At 76.5% G+C, this 21274-nt stretch carries 15 protein-coding genes; 8 read left to right on the top strand and 7 right to left on the bottom strand.

The window, feature by feature from the left end; all coding sequences use genetic code 11:
- Positions 1-32: 32 nt before the first annotated feature.
- From RDI86_RS09465 to RDI86_RS09485, 5 genes are read right to left on the bottom strand one after another with little or no spacing between them, the layout of a single operon-like run.
- The gene (locus tag RDI86_RS09465) at positions 33-668 is read right to left on the bottom strand and encodes a GNAT family N-acetyltransferase (RefSeq protein ID WP_308821256.1); all 636 of its coding nucleotides are present in this window, start codon (positions 666-668) and stop codon (positions 33-35) included.
- Positions 665-2881 carry a penicillin acylase family protein gene (locus tag RDI86_RS09470; protein WP_308821257.1) on the bottom strand — a complete coding sequence of 739 codons (2217 nt, stop codon included), beginning with the start codon at positions 2879-2881 and terminating at the stop codon, positions 665-667. The genes RDI86_RS09465 and RDI86_RS09470 overlap by 4 nt, the downstream gene beginning before the upstream one ends.
- A gap of 1 nt (position 2882) precedes the next feature.
- On the bottom strand, positions 2883-5432 hold the full coding sequence (locus tag RDI86_RS09475; RefSeq protein ID WP_308821258.1) for a GNAT family N-acetyltransferase: 2550 nt from the start codon (positions 5430-5432) through the stop codon (positions 2883-2885).
- Complete coding sequence (locus RDI86_RS09480) at positions 5429-6991, bottom strand: SidA/IucD/PvdA family monooxygenase (protein ID WP_308821259.1); 1563 nt, start codon at positions 6989-6991, stop codon at positions 5429-5431. Before RDI86_RS09480 ends, RDI86_RS09475 begins: the two co-directional genes overlap by 4 nt.
- Positions 6988-8553 carry a pyridoxal-dependent decarboxylase gene (locus RDI86_RS09485; RefSeq protein ID WP_308821260.1) on the bottom strand — a complete coding sequence of 522 codons (1566 nt, stop codon included), beginning with the start codon at positions 8551-8553 and terminating at the stop codon, positions 6988-6990. Before RDI86_RS09485 ends, RDI86_RS09480 begins: the two co-directional genes overlap by 4 nt.
- A gap of 182 nt (positions 8554-8735) precedes the next feature.
- Between RDI86_RS09485 and RDI86_RS09490 the strand changes: the two genes are divergently transcribed.
- The 5 genes from RDI86_RS09490 to RDI86_RS09510 all read left to right on the top strand — a co-directional run bounded on the left by RDI86_RS09490 (position 8736) and on the right by RDI86_RS09510 (position 15500).
- On the top strand, positions 8736-10412 hold the full coding sequence (locus RDI86_RS09490) for an FAD-dependent oxidoreductase (RefSeq protein WP_076404844.1): 1677 nt from the start codon (positions 8736-8738) through the stop codon (positions 10410-10412).
- 92 nt (positions 10413-10504) lie between these two features.
- Positions 10505-12076, top strand: a complete 1572-nt coding sequence (locus RDI86_RS09495) for an ATP-binding protein (RefSeq protein ID WP_308821262.1) — start codon at positions 10505-10507, stop codon at positions 12074-12076.
- Positions 12073-13404: a low temperature requirement protein A gene (locus tag RDI86_RS09500; protein WP_308821263.1), complete on the top strand. Its 1332-nt coding sequence runs from the start codon at positions 12073-12075 to the stop codon at positions 13402-13404. Before RDI86_RS09495 ends, RDI86_RS09500 begins: the two co-directional genes overlap by 4 nt.
- Before the next feature lie 273 nt (positions 13405-13677).
- A complete protein-coding gene (locus RDI86_RS09505) occupies positions 13678-14151 on the top strand; it encodes an HNH endonuclease (protein ID WP_009863577.1) in 474 nt (157 codons plus the stop codon).
- Positions 14152-14363: 212 nt separating this feature from the next.
- The gene (locus tag RDI86_RS09510) at positions 14364-15500 is read left to right on the top strand and encodes an endonuclease/exonuclease/phosphatase family protein (RefSeq protein WP_076404842.1); all 1137 of its coding nucleotides are present in this window, start codon (positions 14364-14366) and stop codon (positions 15498-15500) included.
- 45 nt (positions 15501-15545) lie between these two features.
- On the opposite strand, the gene RDI86_RS09515 is transcribed toward RDI86_RS09510, so the two are convergent.
- Positions 15546-16571 carry a hypothetical protein gene (locus RDI86_RS09515; protein ID WP_076404841.1) on the bottom strand — a complete coding sequence of 342 codons (1026 nt, stop codon included), beginning with the start codon at positions 16569-16571 and terminating at the stop codon, positions 15546-15548.
- A 209-nt stretch (positions 16572-16780) separates the two neighbouring features.
- Between RDI86_RS09515 and RDI86_RS09520 the strand changes: the two genes are divergently transcribed.
- A complete protein-coding gene (locus RDI86_RS09520; RefSeq protein ID WP_043659185.1) occupies positions 16781-17338 on the top strand; it encodes a dihydrofolate reductase family protein in 558 nt (185 codons plus the stop codon).
- Positions 17339-17344: 6 nt separating this feature from the next.
- Here RDI86_RS09520 and RDI86_RS09525 read toward each other — a convergent pair whose 3' ends face one another.
- Entirely contained in the window at positions 17345-18145 is an 801-nt protein-coding gene (locus RDI86_RS09525) for a helix-turn-helix domain-containing protein (RefSeq protein WP_076404839.1), read from the bottom strand.
- Positions 18146-18394: 249 nt separating this feature from the next.
- On the opposite strand from RDI86_RS09525, the gene RDI86_RS09530 reads away from it, so the two are divergent.
- Together RDI86_RS09530 and RDI86_RS09535 are read left to right on the top strand one after the other, a co-directional pair.
- Positions 18395-19429 (top strand): ABC transporter substrate-binding protein, encoded by a 1035-nt coding sequence (locus RDI86_RS09530; protein WP_308821264.1) that lies wholly within the window; start codon positions 18395-18397, stop codon positions 19427-19429.
- A complete protein-coding gene (locus RDI86_RS09535) occupies positions 19429-21270 on the top strand; it encodes a siderophore-interacting protein (RefSeq protein ID WP_308821265.1) in 1842 nt (613 codons plus the stop codon). Before RDI86_RS09530 ends, RDI86_RS09535 begins: the two co-directional genes overlap by 1 nt.
- Positions 21271-21274 lie beyond the last annotated feature (4 nt).

Raw genomic sequence — 21274 nt, forward strand, 5'->3', positions numbered from 1 at the left:
GACCGCGCCACCGCGCTCGGCGGCGCAGCCGGTCACCCCTGCACCGCTGCCCTCTCCGCCCGGTCGAGCAGGTCGCGCGCGCGGTCGCGCGGCAGGAACGCGAGGAGCGCGTCCTTCTCCCCCACGCGCACCCGCTCCGCCACCTCGAAGCCGAGGGCCCGCATCCGGGCGTGCGCCCGCTCGTTCGCCGCGTCCGGCTCGACGACGATCCGGTCCACCCGCGGGTCGGCGAGGCAGAACGCGACGACCAGCGGCCCGACGGCGGCCCACAGGTCCGCCCCGCGCGGACCGCGCCCGCCGAGCAGGAAGTGCAGCCCGACGTCGCCCGGCGCCACCGCGTACGCCTCCCCGACGGGGTCGTGCTCCGGCTCGTAGGTCTGCAGGAGCGCGACGGGGGTGTCGTCCCATCGCGCGAGGAACGCGTGGTGCGTCGGCAGCGAGCCGACGTAGGCGTACAGGTCGCGCAGCTCCGTCCGGGACAGGTCCCCGAGTCCCCAGAACCGTGCCCATGGCCGGGTCACCCAGGCGTGCAGGACGTCCAGGTCGGCGTCCGGGTCGAGGGCGCGGAGCGTCAGGCGCCCTCCGCCCGGCGCGTGGTGCGTGAGGAGCAGCTCCCCGGGCGCGCCGGTGCGCAGGCGGCCGGGGGCGGGCGGGTCGGTCGTGGTCATCGGGTCTCCTCGTGGCGCAGCAGGGCCCAGTCGGTCACGACGGGCACGGTCTCGGCGTCGGCCCAGGCGGCGAGCCGGTCGGCGAAGTGGGGCGAGCGCGGGTCGCCGCTCGCGCCGAACGGCACGCCCCAGCGGCTCGCGTCCCGGTCGGCGAGGTCCCACACCCAGCGCGCGACCGACCCGCGCACGCACACGTCGCTGACCCCCGGCACGCTCGCGGTGCAGCGCACGGTGTCCGTGTCGCCCCCGAGCGGCACGCCCGGCACGCGCGGGACCGGCGAGCCCGGCACGTCGAGGAGCACGTGCAGCCCGAGCACGCGGTGGGTGTCGCCCCACACCGGCGCCGGGCCCGGCTCGTCGTCCCGCGCCCGCACGACGTCGGCGAGCGCGGCCCACGCGAGCGCGGCGCCGTCGATCCCGAGCCACACGGCGCCGAGGAGCGCGGGCAGCGCGTCGGCGACGCGCGCGGTGACCGACAGCCACGGCGCGAAGACCGGGTCGAGGTCGTGGGGCGCGTACAGCGGCGCGAGCGCGGGGTGCGCTGCGACCCGGCCGACGAGCGCGCCGCGCCAGGCCGCGAAGAGCGCCGCGTCGGCGCTGTCCGCGTCCATGCGGCGGTCCCACGCGCGCAGCCGTGCCGCCGCGCGGACCGTCGCGGGGTCGGGACGCGCGGTCGTGCTGCCATCGGCCCCGGCCGCGCCCGGGGTGCGACCGTCGCGGTCGAGCCACCCGAGCAGGTCGTCCGCGCCGCCGAGCAGCGTGTCCGCGTGGACGCGCGACTGGTCCGCCGCGGTCGCGTCGTCGCCCGCGGCCGCGAGGAGCGCCCGGATCCGGCGAGCGCGGTGCGGCGGGGCGTACGTGCGGCCCAGGTCGAGGTCGGGCCGCGCGGGCCGCTCGTTCGCGTCGACCGCGACGTCGTCGACGACCACGGGCGGGGGCGGCACGACCCACGGGCGGGGGCGCCCGGCGTCGGCCCACCCCGGCAGGGGCAGCGCGCGCTCGGCCGGGTCACGGCGGGGCGCGCGCCCCGCCGTCACCGACAGCACGGTCGCGCGGTCCGCCGCCAGCACGCGGTCGACCGGGTCGACCCACGTCGCGAACGCGTCCGTGACGTCGCGCGCCGACCCGGCCCGCAGGAGCCGTCGCCACGCGGCCACCCCGAGGTCGGCGTCCACGCGAGCGGGCAGACGCACCGCGAACGTCCGGCCCGGGTCGTCGGGGCCGCCCGTGACGACCACCCCACGCGCCGTCTCGATCGTCTCCACGCGGTGCTCGACCGGGCCGCCGGCCGCGCGCACGCGGACCGTGGCGTGGACGACGTCCGCCGGCTCCGGACCGTCCGGCCCTTCCGCGACGACACCGCCGTCCGCGGTGCGGTGCAGCCGCTCCGCGACGACGTCCACGTGGTGCGCCATCGCGTTCGTCACGCCCCACGCCGCCCCGCCCGCGTGCCCGAAGTGCGGGGCACCCGGGACACCGGGGAAGGCGAGGCCGACGACGTCGTACGCGTCGCACGCCAGGCGCACCTGCTGGTAGACGCCCGGCAGCTCCAGGAGGCGGTGCGGGTCGCCCGCGAGCAGCGGCGCCCCGCCGCGCGTGCGGGCGCCCGCGAGCGCCCACGCGTTCGACCCCGAGCCGGGGCCGCCGTCGACGGCGAGCAGGTCGAGCACCGCGGTGGGGGGAACGTCGGGCCGGGACCGCGCGACGGCGGCCCCGAGCGTGCGCGCGACGTGGTCGCGCCACAGCACGTGCGGGAAGCCGGAGAACAGGACGTGCGCGACAAGGAAGACGCCGAGCGGCGCCCACGCGGGCCACCGCTCGTGCGGCGGCAGGTCGCCCCCGCCGTGCCAGGCCGGGTCGGCGAGAGCGTGCATCTCGGGCACGTCGCGCCCGCGCTCGAGACCGTCGTTCACGCCCGCGGTGTACGCGTCGACCCAGGCGCGGTCGTCGTCCGCGAGCGCCGCGTAGGCGCGGCGCGCGGTGTCGGCGAGGCGGACGCGGTGGGCGAACCGGTCCCACGCGAGGCCCGGCTCGCCCAGGCGCTCGGCGAGCCGCCCCTCGGCGCGCCACCGGTCGACCTCGATCTGCCAGCCGCGGTCGAGCGCGGTGACGTAGCCCTGGCCGCGCGCGAGCGCGAGCTCGTCGGCGGCGCGCACGTGCGGGACGCCCCACGCGTCGCGGTGCACGGAGAACCCGCCGGGGCTCGCCGTCACGTCAGCCCTCCCGCGCGACGGGGTTGGCGAGGGTGCCCGCGTACAGCAGGGACGCGGACTGGTCGGCGAGGTCGACCATCTGGAGCGTGTTGCGCAGCTGGAGGCGGTTGAGGCACGAGTGCGCGAACCGCGGGGCGCGCAGGTCGACGCCGCCGCGCAGGTCGGGGTGGTCCGCGCGATGGGTGTCGAGGCACTCCGCGACGAGGCGCCAGAACCGGTCCTCGGGCAGCACGCCGTCGCCGTGGAGGATCGCGGCGAGGTGGCGCAGGACGCCGTCGAACACGTCGGTGAAGATCGCGAGCGCCTTCTCCTCGTCGTCGACGACGGCGCGCACGCGCTCGACGCCGGGCGGGAGCGGCGCGTCACCGAGGACGGCGATCTCCTCGCCGACGTCCTTCATGACCGCACGGACCACGACGTGGTCGCGGAGCACGAGGATGAGGTTCTCGCCGTGCGGCATGAACGCGAGGTCGTGCGCGAGGAGCGCGTGGGCCAGCGGGCGCAGGTAGGCGTCGAGGTAGGCGCGCACCCAGTCGGCGGGGTCGAGCCCGGAGGCGCGCACGAGCGCGGTCGCGTGCGCGGCGCCGTCGGGGTCGCGGTGCAGGAGCGCGGCCATGGTGGCGAGGCGCTCCCCGGGCGCGGTGCGCGGCACGGGGCTCTCGCGCCACAGGGCGGCGAGCATCTTGCGGTGCGGGGACGGCGTGGCGGTGCGGTGGTAGACGTCGCCGGTGTACCCGATCGAGGCGAGCTCGCGCAGCACGGTGAAGCCGCGGCCGCCGAGCTCCGGGTCAGCGGCGACGAGGTCCGCGACCCAGTCGTTGATCGCGGGGGTGTCGCGCATGTACGCGGGCGACAGCCCGCGCAGGAACCCCATGTTCTGGATCGCGAGCGCGACCTTGACGTAGTGGCGGCCGGGCCGCGCGAGGTTGAACAGGGTGCGGATCGACTGCTGCGGCTGGTACTCGTCGGCGCCCGGCCCGAGCGGGACGAGGTCGCCGCGCGCGACGTCGGCAGCGAACGTGATGGGCACGCGGTGCTCCCACTGCCACGGGTGCACGGGCAGGTAGAGGTAGTCGGCCGGGTCGAGGCCGCGCGCGGCGAGCCGCTCGGCGAACGCGGCGCGCTCGTCGGGCGTGAGCTCTGCCCCGTAGTGCGTCTCCTCGTCGAGCCCGGCACCGAGCGCGAGGTGGGTGTGCTCGCGCCGCGCGGCGAGCCACAGCAGCCGCACGCGACCCCCGTTCTCGGGCGCGTACGCGCGGTACTCCACGAGGCCGAACCCGATGCGCCCGTTGTTCGCGACGAACCCCGGGTGCCCCTCCGTCATGGCCGCCTCGACCTCCTGGAAGGACGCGCCGAGGAGGTCGGTGGCGCTCGGCCCGCCGGTGCGCTCGTACCGCTCGAGCTTCGCCGTCGCGCTCGCGAGCGTGGACGACACCTCCTCGAGGTAGGTGGCGAGCAGGTCGTCGGGGATACGCAGGTCGGGCTGGAGCTCGACGACGAGGTCGAGCGCGTCGACCGGCAGCTCACGCCGCGCGCCCGTGCCGTCCGCACCCGCGGGGTCGCCCACGTCGCCGCGCCGGCCCGCCGTGCCGTGCCCGGCCGTCGTGGTGCGCCGGATCGACGCCTCGTCGAGCACCCAGTGCTCGAGCGCGTACCGCCGCGCGACGAACCGGTACTCCACCGAGCCGTCCGCGACGGGCAGCACGTACCGCCCCGGCCCGTCGGCCTCGACCGGCCAGACCTCCGCGCGCGGCGCGAGCAGCCGCTCGTGGGTGAGCTCGGCGATCGTCTTCGCGACGAGGTGTCGGTGCGCGCGCTCGGCGAGGCAGGGGCGCAGGTGCGGCGCGTGGTCGACGCCGTCGCCGAGCGGGCTCGCGTCGAGGTCGGCGCGCGTCGCGACGGCGAGGTGCGCCGTCTTGCCGGGCAGCTCCACCTCGCGCAGCACGCGGAACCCGGCCGCGGCGTTCTTCGCCGCGATCGCGGCGTTGCGCACGTCCGGCTCGACGACGACACGGCGGGCGCCACGCCCCGCAGGGTCGAGGCAGAACCGCACGACGGCGCCCATCACCGCCGAGGTGAACCCGCCGCGCGCGGGCCCGGCCGGGGGCGCGACGAGCAGGTGCATCCCGACGTCGCCCGGCTCCAGCAGGGCGACGGCCGCGGGGACGTCGGCGAGCGTGACGCGCGCCGGGTCGTACGTCTCCACGAGGAACGCCGGCACGCCGTCGACCCGGCCGAGCCACGCGTCCTGGTGCGGGTCGGCGCGGGCCCCCGCGAGGTAGTCCCGCACGCCGTCGACGTCGAGGTGGCCCAGCTGCCAGAACGCCGAGCGGGGGTGCGCGAGCCAGCCCTGCACGAGCGCGGCGTCGCGCACCGGGTCGGCGGGCTCGAACGAGACGTCCGCGCGGCCGTCGCCGAGCCGGACCCGCACCGCGAAGGCGGCGCCCGGGCTCGCGCTCGGCGCCGCGTCGTCCGACGCCGCAGCACCTGACGCCGTCGGGCCCGGCGACGGCACGGCCGACGCCGCCGTCGCCGTGGTGGTGGCGCTCATCGAGCCTCACCTCCCGTGCGCTCGCCCGCCGCGACGCGCGCCGCGGCGTCCGACGTGGCGGGGGTCGTCGCGGGAGTGGTGGCCGGGGACGGGGAACCCGAAGGAGCCTCGTCGTCGGGCAGGCCGAACGTCTGGAACGCGATGCGCTCCTCCACCGGGTACACCTCGCGGCCCGTGACGGTGCGCAGCACGACGGCGTTGCGCCACGCGGCGAACCCGAGGTCCGGCGCGGTGATGCCGTGCGTGTGCTCCTCGCCGTTGAGCACGTGGACGCGGCGCGCGTCGTCGACCGTGTAGTCGCGCGCGACGTCGAACCGCCCGAGCTCGTCGAACCGGAGCAGGTGGCGCACCGGGTCGAGGAACGCCGGGACCGAGGCGGCGTAGCCCGTCGCGACGACGAGCGCGCGCGTGCGGCGCTCGACCTCCCGCCCGAGCTGCGCGTGCCGCAGCCGCAGCACGTACTCCCCGGCCGACCCCGCCGCGTCGGGCTGCCCGGCAGCGTTCGCCCCGTCACCCCCGCGGGCGGCCGGCTCGTACCGCGCGGCGACGACCTCGGTGTCGGTGAGCAGCGTCGTCGGCACCGGGCGGTCCAGGCTCAGGCGGTACAGCGCGTCGTAGATCTCGTCCACGAGGTCGCCGCTGATCCCCTTGTACAGGCTCCGCTGCTCGCGGCCGAGGAGCTGGCGCAGCTCGAGCGGCAGCGCGTGGAAGTGGTCGGTGTACTCCGGCGACGTCATCTCGAGCGTGAGCTTCGTGTACTCCATGGGGAAGAAGCGCGGCGAGCGCGTCACCCAGTCGAGCCGGTAGCCGGGGCGTCGCGCGTCGCCGTGCACGCCGTCGAGCAGGTCGCGGTAGACCTCGGCGGCCGACTGGCCGCTGCCCACGACCGTGACCGAGCCCGCGGCCGCGAGCGCGTCGCGGTGCGGCAGGTACTGCGCGCTGTGCACGAGCGGCCCGGCACCCGGGTGCTCGCCGCGCGCGACCTCGTCCGCGAGCGCCCGCAGCGCGGGCGGCAGCACCGGCGAGGTGCCGACGCCGAGCACGAGGTGTCGACCCCGGTGCTCCTCGGTGCCGGTGACGCTCCCGTCGGGCGCGAGCGTCTCGGCGCGCACGACGAACGCGTCGGCGGCCGGGTCGTGCTCGACGGCGACGACGCGCCGCGACCAGCGCAGCGAGCCCAGGCGGGCCGCGACCCAGCGGCAGTACGCGTCGTACTCGGCGCGCAGCGGGTAGAACGACTCGCGGATGTAGAACGGGTAGAGCCGGCCCGTGGCCTTGAGGAACGCGAGGAACGAGTACGGCGACGTCGGGTCCGCCATCGTGACGAGGTCGGCGAGGAACGGGACCTGGATCGTCGCGCCCTCGATCATCATGCCGGGGTGCCAGCGGAACTCGGGGGCGGCGTCGAGGAACACGGCGTCGACGTCGTCGAGGGGCGCGGACAGCGCCGCGAGGCCGAGGTTGAACGGCCCGATCCCCACGCCGACGACGTCGCGCACGCGCGCCGGGTCGTGGGGCGCCGGGCCGGGGCCGCTCGTCGTGGGGGCAGTCGTGCTCATCGGGTCACCGCCCCGGCGGTCGCGAGGGACGCCACGAGGTCCGCGGCGTGCGCCGCGACGTCGTCGTCGTGCAGCAGCTCGTCGCGCTCGACGAGCGCCTGGGCGGTCGTGCGCACGAGGTCGAGCACGTGGCGCACGTCCGCGAGCGTCACGGTCGGGTTGAGCAGCGTGAGCTTGAGGCACGGGACGCCGTCGAGCACGGTCTTGGCGACCACCGCGCGACCGGACTCGAACAGCACGCGCCGCACGAGCGGCACGAGGCGGTCCGCGTGCGCCGCGGACAGCCCCGGCGGCTCGTAGCGGAACAGGACCGTGGACAGGTCCGTGCGGCCGAGCACGCGCAGCTCGGGGTCGTCCGCGAGGTCGGCGTGCACCTGCGCGGCGAGGTCGCACACGGCGTCGACCATCGCGCCGACCCCGCCGGGCCCGAGCGCGCGCAGCGTCGTCCAGAGCTTGAGCGCGTCGAAGCGGCGCGTCGTCTGGAGCGACACGTCGACCTGGTTCGGCTCGGCGTTCTCGCGCGGGTTGAGGTAGTCCGCGTGGTGCGCGACGCGCTCCAGGTCGGCGCGCTCACGCACGAGCAGCGCGCTCGCCGACACGGGCTGGAAGAACGCCTTGTGGTAGTCGACGGTCACCGACCGCGAGCGCTCGATGCCGTCGAGCAGGTGCCGGCGCGTCGGGGACACCAGGAGGCCGCACCCGTAGGCGGCGTCGACGTGCAGCCACACGTCGGCCGCGTCGCACACGTCCGCGACCGCGGCGAGCGGGTCGACGCAGCCGCGGTCGGTCGTGCCGGCGGTCGCGACGACCGCCATGACGACCTCGCCCGCGGCGTGCACCGCGGCGACGGCGGCCGCGAGCGCCGCGGGCACGACGCGCCCGTCGGCGTCGGCCTCGACCCGCACGACCGCGTCGTCGGCGAGGCCGAGCAGCAGGGCCGAGCGCGCGACGCTGAAGTGGCTGGACCCCGCGGCCAGGACGCGCAGGCGCGGCAGGACGGCCGAGCGTCCGAGCCCGTCGCGGGCCGCGCGCTCGACGGCGCGCTCGCGGGCGAGGAAGAGCGCGTGGAGGTTGGACTGGGTGCCACCCGACGTGAGGACGCCGTCGCCGGCGACGTACCCGACGCGGCCGGCGGTCCAGGCGACGAGGCGGCGCTCCATGAGGGTCGCGACGGTCGACTGGTCGTAGGTGTCGACGGACGTGTTGATCGCGGCGAGCAGCGCTTCGGCGCCGACGGCGGGCAGCGCGACCGGGCAGTTGAGGTGCGCGGCGTAGGCGGGGTGGTGGAACCACACGGCGTGGGTCGCGTAGAGGTCGGCGGCCTCGCGCAGCGCGGCGTCGGTCCCGACGCCGGGGCCGTCGAGGTCGGCGGCGTCGACGAGCGCGGCCAGATACGTGCGGCTCGCGCCGGACCAGGGCTGGTCGACGGCGGCCATGCGCGCGGCGACGTCGTCCACCACGGCGTGCAGGGTGCTCGCGTAGGCGCCCGCGGTCGCGCCGGTGAGCAGCGCCGGGGCGGTCGGGGTACCGTGCGCGGGCGCGCCGGATCGTGCTGAGAGCATGCGAGGCTCCAGGACGGGGAGAGGACCGCCGCGGATCGCGGCGGGGCAACCTGAGGTTTGCCTTGCCTAACCTAGCGCAGCGCGGTCCCGCGTCAAGAGTGACCTGCGCCACGTCGCCGTGGACGCGCGGCCACGGCGGGGAGAGGATGGCAGTCGCCCGTCCTGGTGCCCGAGGAGGCCGTGTGGAACCCACCGTCGCGACGACCCGCCCCGCCATCGTCACCGTGGACGACGACCCCGGGGTCTCGCGCGCGGTCGCGCGCGACCTGCGCCGCCGCTACGGCGACCGGTACCGGATCGTGCGCGCCGAGTCCGGTGCCGAGACGCTCGCCGCGCTGCGCGAGCTCGCGCTGCGCGGTGAGGACGTGGCCGTCGTCCTCGCCGACCACCGCATGCCCGGCATGACGGGCGTCGAGCTGCTCGAGCAGGCGATGGACCTCTTCCCCGCGGCGCGCCGCGTCCTGCTCACCGCCTACGCGGACACGGAGGCAGCGATCGAGGCGATCAACGTCGTCGACCTCGACTACTACCTGCTCAAGCCGTGGGACCCGCCCGAGGAGAAGCTCTACCCCGTCGTGGACGCCCAGCTCGAGGCGTGGTCCGCGACCGACCGCCGCCGGCCCGCCGAGACCGTCGTCGTCGGGCACCGGTGGTCGGCACGCTCGTCGCAGGTGCGCGAGTTCCTCGCGCGCAACCGCGTCCCCTACCGGTGGTACCCATCCGAGTCCGCCGAGGGAGCGCGCCTGCTCACCGCCGCGCAGGCCGACGGCGAGACCCTCCCCCTCGTCGTCACGCCCGAGGGCGAGCCCCTCGTCGCGCCCGACGACGCGACGCTCGCCGAGCGGGTCGGGCTCGCCACGCGCCCCGCGGCCGACTTCTACGACCTCGTCGTCGTGGGCGGCGGGCCCGCGGGGCTCAGCGCGGCGCTGTACGGGGCGTCGGAGGGGCTGCGCACGGTGCTCGTCGAGCGCACCGCGACCGGCGGCCAGGCCGGCCAGAGCTCGCGCATCGACAACTACCTCGGCTTCCCCGACGGGATCTCGGGCGCCCAGCTCGCCGAGCGCGCGCGCCGCCAGGCCGTGCGGTTCGGTGCCGAGATCGTCACGACGCGCGACGCCGTCGAGCTCGACGTCGACGGCCCGGCCCGCTCGGTGCGGTTCCCCGACGGCACGTCGATCGACGCGCACACCGTCATCCTCGCCTCAGGCGTCTCCTACCGGCTGCTCGACGGCCCGGGCCTCGCCGACCTCGTGGGCCGCGGCGTCTTCTACGGCTCGGCGCTCACCGAGGCGTCCGCATGCCAGGACCAGGAGGTGTACGTCGTCGGGGGCGCGAACTCCGCCGGGCAGGCGGCTCTCTACCTCGCGCGCGAGGCCAAGCAGGTGACGCTCGTCGTCCGCGGCGACTCGCTCGCCCGGTCCATGTCGTCCTACCTCGTCGAGCAGGTCGAGGCCCACCCGCGCGTGCGGGTCCTCACCCGCACGGAGGTGGTCGCGGCGTCGGGCGACGACCACCTGGAGCACCTCGAGCTGCGCGACCTCGACGCCGGCGCGACGTCGCGCGTCGAGTGCGGGTGGGCGTTCGTGTTCATCGGCGCCGCGCCCCGCACCGACTGGCTCGACGGCGTCGTCGCGCGCGACCCGCGCGGGTTCGTGCTCGCGGGCCCCGACCTCCTGCGCGACGGCGCCCCGCCCGCCGGGTGGACGCTCGACCGCCCGCCCTACCACCTGGAGACGTCCGTGCCCGGCGTGTTCGCCGCCGGGGACGTGCGCGCGGAGTCGGCCAAGCGGGTCGCGTCCGCCGTCGGGGAGGGGGCCATGGCCGTCATGCTCGTCCACCGCTATCTCGAACAGCTCTGACCCCGTCCCGCCACGCTCCCGCCGACACCACCGACACAGCACCACCGACACAGCACCGACGACACAGCCCCGACCGACCCGGAGGCGACACCGTGACCAGCACCGAGGACCCCACCACGACCCCGCCCCCCGCGGGCGCCAGCACCGCGCCCGGCACCGCCGCGGCCGCCGCCGCGCGCGGCTGGCTGCCGTGCGACGTCGACGAGCTGCGCGCCACGTTCCTGTTCGAGCACCTCACCGACGACCAGCTCGCCTGGCTGTGCGCGACCGGCCACGTCGAGCGGCACGACGCGGGCTGGCTGCTGCACGAGGGCGCGCCCGCCGAGGCGTTCTACGTCCTGCTCGACGGCGGCGTCGCGCTCTACCGCCGCGTCGGCGAGGACGAGGTCGAGGTCTCGCGCACCCGTCAGGTCGGGGTCTACCTGGGCGCCTGGAACGCCTACCTCGGCGACCGGCTGCCCCAGACCTACCTGCACTCGGCGCGCGCGCTCGAGCCCTCGCGCTTCTTCGTGCTCGCGGCCCACGACTTCGCCAAGCTCATGACCGAGTGGTTCCCCATGGCGGTGCACCTGCTCGAGGGCGTGTTCTGGGGCACGCGCGACGCGCAGCAGCTCGTCGGGCAGCGCGAGCGGCTGCTCGCGCTCGGGTCCCTGTCCGCGGGCCTCACCCACGAGCTCAACAACCCCGCCGCGGCCGCCGTGCGCGCCACCGGGACCCTGCGCGAGCGCGTCGCGGCCATGCGGCACAAGCTCGCGCTCATCGCCGACGGCCCCTACGACCGCGCCACGCTCGCCGAGCTGATCCGGCTCCAGGAGGAGGCGCTCGAGCGGTACGCGGACACGCGCACCGCGGACGCCGTCGGCGCTCTGGAGACCTCCGACCTCGAGGACCGCCTCACCGACTGGCTCGACGACCACGGCCTGCCCGAGGGGTGGCGGGTCTCCCCCGCGCTCGTCCAGGCCGGCATCGACGAGCCGTGGCTCGACCGCGTCGCCGGACGGGTCGACGCCGGCGCGCTCACCGGCGCGGTGAGCTGGCTCGCGTACACCATCGAGACCGAGCAGCTCATGGCCGAGATCGAGGACGCCACCGTGCGCATCTCCTCCCTCGTCGGCGCCGCCCGCCAGTACTCCCAGCTCGACCGGGCGCCCTTCCGGCCCGTGGACCTGCGGGAGCTGCTCGACTCCACCCTGACGATGCTCGACCACACCCTCGACGGCGTCGACGTCGTGCGCCGCTACGACCCCGACCTGCCCCCCGTGCCCGTGTACGCCGCCGAGCTCAACCAGGTGTGGACCAACCTCGTCGAGAACGCCGCCCAGGCCATGGCCGGCACCGGCACCCTCACCGTGACCACCCGGCGCGTCGACGACCACGCGGAGGTCGAGGTCGCCGACACCGGCCCCGGGATCCCCGACGTCGTGCGCCCGCGCATCTTCGAGCCGTTCTTCACGACGAAGCCCGTCGGGCAGGGCACCGGGCTCGGTCTCGACATCTCGTGGCGCATCGTCGTCAACAAGCACCATGGCGACCTTGCCGTGACGTCCGTGCCGGGCGACACGCGGTTCGTCGTGCGGCTCCCGCTCGAACCCGCGCCCGTCCCCACCTCGCCCACCTCAACCACCTCGACCGACGCGCCCGACGCGCCCGACGGCCGCCCGTGACGGCCGCCCCCGCGGCGGGGACCTCGCCCGTCGGCGAGGAGCGCCACGCCTCCTGGCTCGAGCTGTTCTTCGACCTCGTCGTCGTCGCGGGCATCGGCATGCTCGCCCACCTCCTCCAGGAGGACCACGACGGCGGCGGGCTCGCGCTGTACGTCGTGGCGTACACGGCCTTCTGGCTCGTGTGGGCGTGCTTCACGACGTACGGCAACGTCGCGGGAGAGGGCGCGCGGTCCCTGCCGATCCTCGCCGGGATGGCCGCGCTCGCCGTGATGATCGCCGCCGTCCCCGGCATCCACGACGAGCACGCCCGGGCGTTCGCCGTCGCCTACGTCGTGGGCCGTCTCGTCGCCGCACGCCCCTGGCGGCGCACGACCGTCGTCGTCGACCTGCCCGTCGTGCAGGCGCTCGCCGGCGTCGTGCCCTGGATCGTGTCGTGGTGGACCGACGGCCAGACCCGGTACGTGCTGTGGGGCGTCGGCCTCGCGATCGACCTGGTGCTGCTCCTCACGCTCTCGGGCGAGCGGCTCGTGCGGCGCGCGCAGGAACGCCTCGACGAGGTCCGCGAGCGCCGGGGCCGGGGTCGTGCGCTCGGCGGCCGTCGTGCACGACCCGGCGCGCCGGACCGCGGGCGGCGGCGCGACCTGGAGGTCCCGACGACGGTCGACGCCGCCGCGAGCGACGTGCCCCACCTCGGCGAGCGTCTCGGGCTGTTCGTCATCATCGTTCTCGGCGAGGGCCTCATCCAGGCGATCGACGCCGCGAGCGAGGCCGAGTGGGACCGCACCCTGCTCGTGGCGGGCGCGGGGGCGTTCACCCTGCTGGTCGGGCTGTGGGCGCTCACGGTGCGCTCCGGGTACGCGGGCGTGGCGCTCCTGCGCCCGGCCGGCGTGCCGCCCCGGGTCGCGTGGTTCCTGCACCTCGTGACGACGGGGGCCCTCGCCACGCTCGCGGGCGCGCTCGGCGGCGTGCTGGACCGCCCGGCGCGCGTCCTCGAGCCGGCCGAGCTCGCGCTGCTCGTCGGGGCGTTCGCCGTCCACGGCCTGGTGTCCGCGGGCGTGCACGCCGTGCTGCGCGACGTCCGCACCGCGCTGGTCCTCGCCGTGCCCGTCGTGGCGGCGGGGGCGGTCGCCGCGCTCGCGGGCGGGTCGGTCTCGGCCGCCGGGCTCGTCTGGGTCCTGTCGGGCGCGCTGCTCGTCCAGCTCTCCGGTGCCGGGCGCGCGCACCGGCCGGCGTCGGGCGACGCGGCGTCGGGCACGGAGCGCGACCCGGGGCCGGGCGCCGAGCCCGGTGCGACGGCGGCGGGGACGGACGCGGGGGACGACGCCTGACGCCGCCCGGGCGCAAAACCGTGGACGTCGCGCGCTCGCGGGCATAGCCTCGTGGCGTCCGGTCGAGACCCGCCCGGACGCTCGACCATGACGACCGGTGAAGGGCAGGTGGACCCGCGTGACGCACGAGTGGTCCGTCGACCCGTCCCGAAGGGCGCTCCTCAGCTAGACGACGTGCGTCGTCCACCTGCAGAGCCGTCCTGGGGCACCGTCCTGGGGCGGCTCTCGTCGTCCCGGGGCACGGCACGCGAACGCACGACAGGAGGAGCGACGATGAGCGAGGTGGTCATCTACAACCTCGGCGGCAGCCAGGTGCTCGGCCGCGTGTCGTTGCGCCACGCGATCCGCATGCTGCACCGGCAGGTCGCCGAGGTGCTGGAGGCCGTCGAGGGCGAGACGTTCGGGCCCTACCAGCGGCCACGGTCGGTCGCGCTCGTGCGGTACGTGCACGCGCGCTGGGTGTACGAGCGGCAGGGCCGCGTGCCGTACTCGCGCGCCGCGCTCCTGCGCCGCGACCGCTACCGGTGCGCGTACTGCGGCGGGACCGCGACGACGATGGACCACGTCGTCCCGCGGTGCCAGGGCGGCACGACGACGTGGCTCAACGCCGTCGCCGCGTGCGAGCCGTGCAACGCGGCCAAGGGCGGGCGCACGCCCGAGCAGGCAGGCCTGTCGCTCCTGTCCAGACCGTTCGAGCCCGCGTTCCGCGACATCTACCCGTCGGCGCCCGCCCCGCGCAGACGCTGACGGGTCACCGGCCGGCGCGCCCGGCCGGCCACGGGCGGCCCGGCCGGTGGCGGTGACACCGGCCGGGCCGGCCGCGTGGTGCGGTCCTGCGACCGCGACCGCGCCCGCGCCCGCGGCGGCGTCCGGGACACCGGCCGCGGCCCTCCCTCCTGGTGGAGCCGGTCCGCGCCGCGCACCCACCTCGGGTCCCGGGCCGCGCGAGGGAGCCCACGATGGCGACGGTCCGGATCGGGACGTTCAACGTCGAGAACCTGTTCGAGCGGCCGCGCGCGATGGCGGGCCCGCTGACCGCGGGGAACGCGGTCCTGGCGGCGCACGCCCGGGTCAACGCCCTGATCGCCGAGGAGCGGTACGGCCCCGACGTCCGCGCCGAGATCCTGGAGCACCTGGAGACGCTCGGCCTGCTGCGCGCCGACGCCGCCGCGCTCGCGGTGCTGCGCCAGGTGCGCGGGCGGCTCGTGCGCCGCACCGGGTCGCAGGCCGCCGGGACGGCCCGCACCGAGGTGGTCGCGACCGGGCGGGGCGACTGGGTCGGCTGGGTCGACCTCGTCAAGGACCGGGTCGACGAGCTCGCGATGGCCCACACGGCGCGCGTCGTGGCCGACGTCGGTGCCGACGTCCTCGCCGTCGTCGAGGCGGAGAGCCGCGTCGCGCTCAAGCGGTTCACCGACGCGGGCGTCACCCGCTCCGGGCGCGCGCTCTACCCGCACGTCATGGTCATCGACGGCAACGACGACCGCGGGATCGACGTCGGGCTGCTCACGCGGCGGCCCTACGAGATCGGGACGGTGCGCTCCCACGTCGACGACCGGGACTCGCGCGGACGCCTCGTCTTCGGTCGTGACTGCCCCGAGTACGTCGTCGTGCTGCCGGGCGGCGACACGCTCACCGTGCTCGTCAACCACTTCAAGTCCAAGGGGTACGGGACGCAGGCCGAGTCGGACGCGACCCGGCGCCGCCAGGCGACCCGCACCGCGGCGATCTACGCGGGCCTGCGCGCCCGCGGCGAGGAGCACGTCGTGGTCGTCGGCGACCTCAACGACACACCGGGGTCGGTGCCGCTGCGCCCGCTCCTCGAGGGGACCGACCTGCGCGACGTGAGCGTGCACCCGGACTTCCGGGGCGACGGGCGTCCCGGGACGTACGGCAACGGGACCGCGAGCCAGAAGATCGACTACGTCCTGCTCTCCCCCGCGCTGTTCGAGCGCACCGTCGGCGGGTCGGTCTTCCGCCGGGGCGTGTGGGGCGGGAAGGACGGGACCCTGTTCCCGCACTACGACACGATGACGTCGCCCGTGCACGCGGCGTCCGACCACGCCGCCCTGTGGGCCGACGTCGACCTCGCGTGACGGGCCCGACCGGGCGCCCGGGGCGATGGACGCCCGGCCGGGGCGTCAGTCCGCGCGGGCGAGGGCGATCGTCGTGGAGCCGCGCTGGCCGGCCTCGTAGAACATGTGCAGGCGGCCGTCGACCTCCACGAACGACGGCGCCGCGGCGCGCCCGTGGTCCGGCGCGGCGGACCCCGAGTCGTACAGGACCCCGAGGTGGTCCTCGCGGTCGAAGCCCGTCCCCACGCGCGCGACGTGGATGTTGCCCGAGCCCGCGTGGTAGACGACGTGGCCCCCGCCGTTGCGCGACCAGTAGTGCGCCCCGGAGACCTGGCCGCCCTCCCCGGCGGCCGGCGTGATGAGCGGCTCCGGCTTGACCTGCCAGCCGGAGGTCAGCGACTGCGACCAGCCGACGTAGATCTTGCGAGTCCCGCCGTGGTTGCCCATGAGCAGCATGACGTAGATCCCCGACTGCGTCGGGTGCGGGAAGACGCGCGCGTACGACGTCTCGCTCACGCCCGGGAGCATGTACGTCCCCACGACCCGGTTGTGGTACGTGAAGCTGCGGCCGTCGGCGGAGCTCGCGACCCGGGTCGTGTGGTTCTCGCCGTGGAAGAACAGGTAGATCCGGCGGTCCGCCGGGTTCCAGAACGCGTCGGGGCTCGACACGTGGCTCACGTCGAAGCCCGCCCACGTGCGCGGGATGATCGGGTTGGCGGGGTGCTCGCGCCACGGGCCGGTGACGGAGTCCGCGTAGGCCAGGCAGATGCCGCCCGGGGCGTCGTGCGGGGCGTAGTACATGTACCAGCGGCCGAGCGGGTTCTCGACGCGCCCGGCGACGTACCGGACCGAGGGAAAGATCAGCTCGTTCGTCGGGTTGTACCGCAACGTGCTCCGGTCGAGCGGCTGCCCGAGGTAGCGGAAGGTCGGGAAGCCGGGCACCGCCGCGTGCGCGGGCGCCGGGGCGGCGATGCCGCCCACGGTGCCGGCGAGCGTGCCGGTCGCGGTCGCCGCGCCGAGCACGACGGCACCGCGCAGGAGCGCGCGACGGGTCAGGGGACGAGGGACGGGTGGGCGAGGGTCGTCCGGCATGCTGCCTCCACGGTGAGAGAGCGGGTGGGACGGCAGCCACTCTCACGACGGCCCGCGAACAGGGTCAACACGATAATGAGAACTGCCGAACGGCCCGACGGCGGGCACCGTCCGGGAGCGGGCCGACCCGGAGGCCGCCCGCCGACCGATGAGTCCGCGCGCCGCCCCGGGTCTCCCCCTCGACCGCGCAACAGGGACGAGGAGGATCCATGGCCAAGGTGATCGCCGGGGCGACGGTGTCGCTCGACGGGTTCGTGCAGGACGCCGCCGGGAGCAGCGCCGCGCTCTACGCGGACTTCGACACGCTCGTGGGCAGCGACTACATGCGCCGGCTCCAGGACGAGACCGGCGCCGTGCTCATGGGGCGACGCACGTTCGACGGCGCCGAGGACCCCGACAGCTACGCGGAGGACTACGAGTTCCAGGCACCGATCTTCGTCGTGACGCACCACCCGCTGCCCGTCGCGCCGCGCCGCAACGAGCGGCTCTGGATCGAGTTCGTCACCGACGGGGTCGAGGAGGCGGTGCGCCGCGCCGTCGAGGCCGCCGGCGACCGTGACGTGACGTTCGTGGGCGGCGCGGACCTCTTCCGCCAGCTCCTGGCGGCGGACCTCGTCGACGAGCTCGCCGTCGACGTCATGCCGGTGCTGCTCGGCGGCGGCGTCCGGCTGTTCGACGGCGGCGTCCCCGCCACCCTGGAGAAGGTGAGCGTCGACGAGGTGGGCGTCCGCACCGCGCTGCGCTACCGGGTCGTGCGCGACCGCTGATCCGGCTCAGGCGCTCAGCCGCTCGGCGGGGCGAGCCGCCCGGGTCCCGCGTCCCGCGTCCCGCGGCGCGCGGTCGAGGACCGCCAGGGGATCCCGCGCGAGGTCGGCGACCGGCTGCCCGGTCTCCCGGCTGAGGGCGCGCAGCAGGCCGGCCCGCGTGGCGTAGCCGGCGGCGCGCGCCGCCGCGTCCAGCTGCGAGCCGCCGCGCAGGCGCGCGATCGCGACGTTGAGGTGGGCGCGTGTGCGCCAGCGCCCGAACGGGAGCCCCGTCTCCTCGACGAAGAGCCGCTGGACGTGGCGCGCGCTCGCGTGCCGTCGGTCGGCGAGCTCCTCGAGCGTCGCACCCCCGCGCCGGGCGTCCTCGGCCACGGCGCGCGCGACCGGGTGCGACGGGAGCGTCAGCACGAAGTGGTCGCCCGTGACCCCGCGGAGCACCTCCTCGAGGGCCGCGCGGAACGGCGCGACCTGCTCCGGGGTCACCGGGCCCGCGCAGAGCACGGCGGTCAGGACGTCCGTGACGGCCGGCACGACGCCGAGCCGGTGCACCCGGACGGGGGGCTCGACGCCCGGCGAGAGCACCGGCCCGAGGGCCATCGCCCCGCCCGGCAGGCGCACGGAGTGCGGCACGCCGGGGGCGAGCCACACGCTCTCGTGCGTGCGCAGGGTCAGGGGCGCGCCGTCGGCCACGAGCTCCGCGGTGCCCGCGACGACGTGGACCAGGTGCGGCTCGTCGTGCGCGTGGGTGTCGTGGCCGAGGAAGCGGACGGCGTTCTCCGGGACGACGGCGCCCAGCGCGGTCGGGGTCATGCGGCGCTCCTCTCCTCGGCCGGACCCTCCGGTCCGGCCGTCCCGCGCGACGACCTCGGACGCGTCCCGCGGCGCACCGTGCGGACGTGTCGCGCCCGGTTCTGTCGCGCCCGGTCGTGTCGCGTCCGGGAGCGTCCGTGTCATGTCCGGACACGGCACGGCGCGCAGGTGTGGTTAGCCTAACCTCGCGAGGTGCGCCCCGGTCACGCCGTGCGGCCCCCGCGTCCCTGCTCCCGAGTGCGAGGTCCCATGCTGCCGTCCCGCCGTCCCACCCGCCGCCCCCTCACCGCGCTGGCCGCGCTCGTCGCCGCCGCGACGCTCGCGCTCTCCGCGTGCTCGGGCGGCACCACCACGTCCGACGCCGGGGCGGAGGGCTCCGGAGAGCCCACCGGCTCGTCCGCAGCGGAGCGCGTCGTCGCCACGGACCAGGGCGACGTCACCGTCCCGACGGAGCCGCAGCGCGTCGTCGTGCTCAACCATGCGCTCGCCGGCTACCTCTACGCGCTCGACGTCCCGGTCCTCGCCACCGTGCCCGAGGTGACCGACGACCCCGAGCCGGCCTTCTCCCCGCTCTGGGCGCAGGAGGCCGAGGCCGACGGCACGGAGCTCCTGGAGTGGAGCGCCGACGGCTTCAACCTCGAGGCGATCCTCGCGCTCGAGCCCGACCTCATCGTCGGTGGCGGGTGGGGCTTCCCGCTCGAGCAGGCGACGGACGTCTACGACGGCCTGAGCCAGATCGCCCCGACCGTCCTCGTGAGCGGCACGTACACGACCTGGCAGGAGCAGCTCGCGTTCCTCGCGGAGGACGTGTTCGACGACGCGACGACGTCCGAGGAGCTCGCCGCCGGGTACGAGGACCGGCTCGCGGAGGTGCGCGACGCGATCACCGTGCCCGCGGGCGAGACGGCGTTCCTCGCCCGCACGGCGGAGGGCACCACGTACGCCCTCCAGGAGGGCGAGGGGCTGCCCGCGATCTTCGAGCGGCTCGGGTTCGCGGTCCAGCCGATCCAGGAGCAGACCGGCGCCGAGCCGTACACGCCGGGCGGTGACATGTTCGAGGTGTCGGCCGAGCAGGTGACGTCGGTGGTCACGGCGCCGAACGTGTTCGTCATCGGCTTCAACGGCGCGGAGGTCGACCTCGACGCGCTCGCCGCCGACCCGGTGTTCGCCGCGCTGCCGTCGTTCGCCGCCGGGACCGCGCACGAGCTGCCCACGTGGACGATCCGCAGCGACTACCACGAGGCGATGGCCCTGCTCGACGTCGTCGAGGAGCAGTTCTCCTGATGGCCCAGCACCGTCTGCGCACCCACCCCCTCGTCCTGCGGCGCGTCGAGGTCGCGCGCGTCGTCGACGTCACGCCCCGCATGCGCCGCGTGACGCTCGTCGGGCCGGAGCTCGGCGCGTTCGAGCGCGACGGCCTGCCGATGCCGGCGTTCGACGCCCCGGGGTTCGACGACCACGTGAAGCTCGTCCTCGCGTCCGACGGCGACGTCGCGTCCGCGCTGCCCGTGCAGCGCGCGCACGGCATCGACTGGCCGCCCGCGCCGAACCGGCAGGGTCGGGACTACACGCCGCGCCGCTGGGACCCGGTGGCGGGCGAGCTCGACCTCGACCTCGTGCTGCACGGCGACGGGCCCGCCGCCGCGTGGGCCGGGGCGGCGCGCCCCGGCGACGCTCTGTGGTTCGTCGGCCCCAAGGCCTCCACCGTGTGGCCCGACGACGTCGACTGGGCCCTGCTCGCGGGCGACGAGACGGCGCTGCCCGCGATCGGCCGCTTCCTCGACGAGCGTCCTGTCGACGCGCCCGTGCAGGTCGTCGTGACGGTCGGCGACGCGTCGGCGCGCCAGGACCTCGCGCTGCGCGACGGCGACACCGTCCGCTGGGTCGTCGCGCCCGAGGGCGACCGCGGCGCGCTCGGCGAGGCGGTGCGCGCGATCACGTGGTGGCCCGGGCGCGTCTACGCGTGGGCTGCGAGCGAGAGCCGGGCCCTGCTGCCGGTGCGCCGCCACCTCACGCGCGAGCGCGGCGTGCCCCGCACGCACGTCGACGTCACCGGGTACTGGCACGCGCAGCCGGCGCCCTCGGGCGCGAGGCCGGGCGACTCCGCGAGCACCGTCGGCGACACCTCGGGCGGCGTCCCGGGCAGCACCGCGAGCGACGCGCCCGGCAGCATCGCGACCGGCACCGCCCCCGCGGCGCAGCCCGCGGGCGTGCCGTCCCCCGTGCCGTGGTTCGCGACGCGCGCCGCACTCCAGCTCGGGCTGCTCGACGCGCTCGGCGACGGCCCGCGCGACGTCGCGGCGCTCGCCGAGGCGGCCCGCGTCGCGCCCGCGGCGGTCCGGGCCCTCGTGGACGTCCTCACGGCGTCGGGGGTCGTGACCTCGGACGGTGACAAGGTGGCCCTGGCCGACGCCGGCGAGGACCTCCTCGACGACGAGCACGCGCGCGAGGAGTACGAGGGCCTGGAGGCCGACGCGGTCCTCGCGCTCGCCGCGCTCGCCCCGGCGCTGCGCGAGGACGCCCCGGCGTGGGCGCGCTCGCGCGGCCGGACCCTGCGCGCAGAGGTCGAGGCCGACGCCGACCTCGCCGCGGAGGTCGTCGAGGGCGCCGACGTCCTGCCCTACGTGCTCACCGGCCTCCCGACGTGGCCCGTGTGGTCGGGCGCGCGGTCGGTGGCCGTCGGAGGGCCGGGGGCGCTCGTCGTGGCCGACCTGCTCGCGGACGTGCCCGGTGACCGCACGACGACGCTCGTCGAGGACCCCGTGCCGCTCGCCGTCCTGCGCGAGCAGGCCGGCACGGGGTCGCCCCACGCCACGTCCGGCTCCTGGCCCGGCACCGACCTCGCCGTGTGCGCGCTCGGGACCGGGCACCGCACCGACGACGAGGTGGTCGCGCTTCTCGCCGCGATGGGGGCGGCCGCGCGTCGGGCCGTGCTCGTCGAGGACCTCACGCCCGACGGCCTGAGCCCGCACGCGCACGAGCACGCGCTGCTGTCCCTCGCGACGACGGGGTCCGGACCGCGCACGCCCGACGACGTGGCGCGGCTCGCGGCGCGCGCCGGGTGGCGCGTCGTCGGGCACGACGCCCTCGGCTGGGGCGTCGCGCGGGTCGAGCTCGCCCGCTGACCCA

The sequence above is a fragment of the Cellulosimicrobium sp. XJ-DQ-B-000 genome (assembly GCF_031119065.1).
GTDB classification, from domain to species: domain Bacteria; phylum Actinomycetota; class Actinomycetes; order Actinomycetales; family Cellulomonadaceae; genus Cellulosimicrobium; species Cellulosimicrobium funkei.

Bases quoted from the DNA above. Each gene is read 5' to 3' on its own strand.
- RDI86_RS09465 (WP_308821256.1), bottom strand. From the start codon at position 668: ATGACCACGACCGACCCGCCCGCCCCCGGCCGCCTGCGCACCGGCGCG.
- RDI86_RS09475 (WP_308821258.1), bottom strand. From the start codon at position 5,432: ATGAGCGCCACCACCACGGCGACGGCGGCGTCGGCCGTGCCGTCGCCG.
- RDI86_RS09480 (WP_308821259.1), bottom strand. From the start codon at position 6,991: ATGAGCACGACTGCCCCCACGACGAGCGGCCCCGGCCCGGCGCCCCAC.
- RDI86_RS09485 (WP_308821260.1), bottom strand. From the start codon at position 8,553: ATGCTCTCAGCACGATCCGGCGCGCCCGCGCACGGTACCCCGACCGCC.
- RDI86_RS09505 (WP_009863577.1), top strand. From the start codon at position 13,678: ATGAGCGAGGTGGTCATCTACAACCTCGGCGGCAGCCAGGTGCTCGGC.
- RDI86_RS09510 (WP_076404842.1), top strand. From the start codon at position 14,364: ATGGCGACGGTCCGGATCGGGACGTTCAACGTCGAGAACCTGTTCGAG.
- RDI86_RS09515 (WP_076404841.1), bottom strand. From the start codon at position 16,571: ATGCCGGACGACCCTCGCCCACCCGTCCCTCGTCCCCTGACCCGTCGC.
- RDI86_RS09520 (WP_043659185.1), top strand. From the start codon at position 16,781: ATGGCCAAGGTGATCGCCGGGGCGACGGTGTCGCTCGACGGGTTCGTG.
- RDI86_RS09525 (WP_076404839.1), bottom strand. From the start codon at position 18,145: ATGACCCCGACCGCGCTGGGCGCCGTCGTCCCGGAGAACGCCGTCCGC.
- RDI86_RS09530 (WP_308821264.1), top strand. From the start codon at position 18,395: ATGCTGCCGTCCCGCCGTCCCACCCGCCGCCCCCTCACCGCGCTGGCC.
- RDI86_RS09535 (WP_308821265.1), top strand. From the start codon at position 19,429: ATGGCCCAGCACCGTCTGCGCACCCACCCCCTCGTCCTGCGGCGCGTC.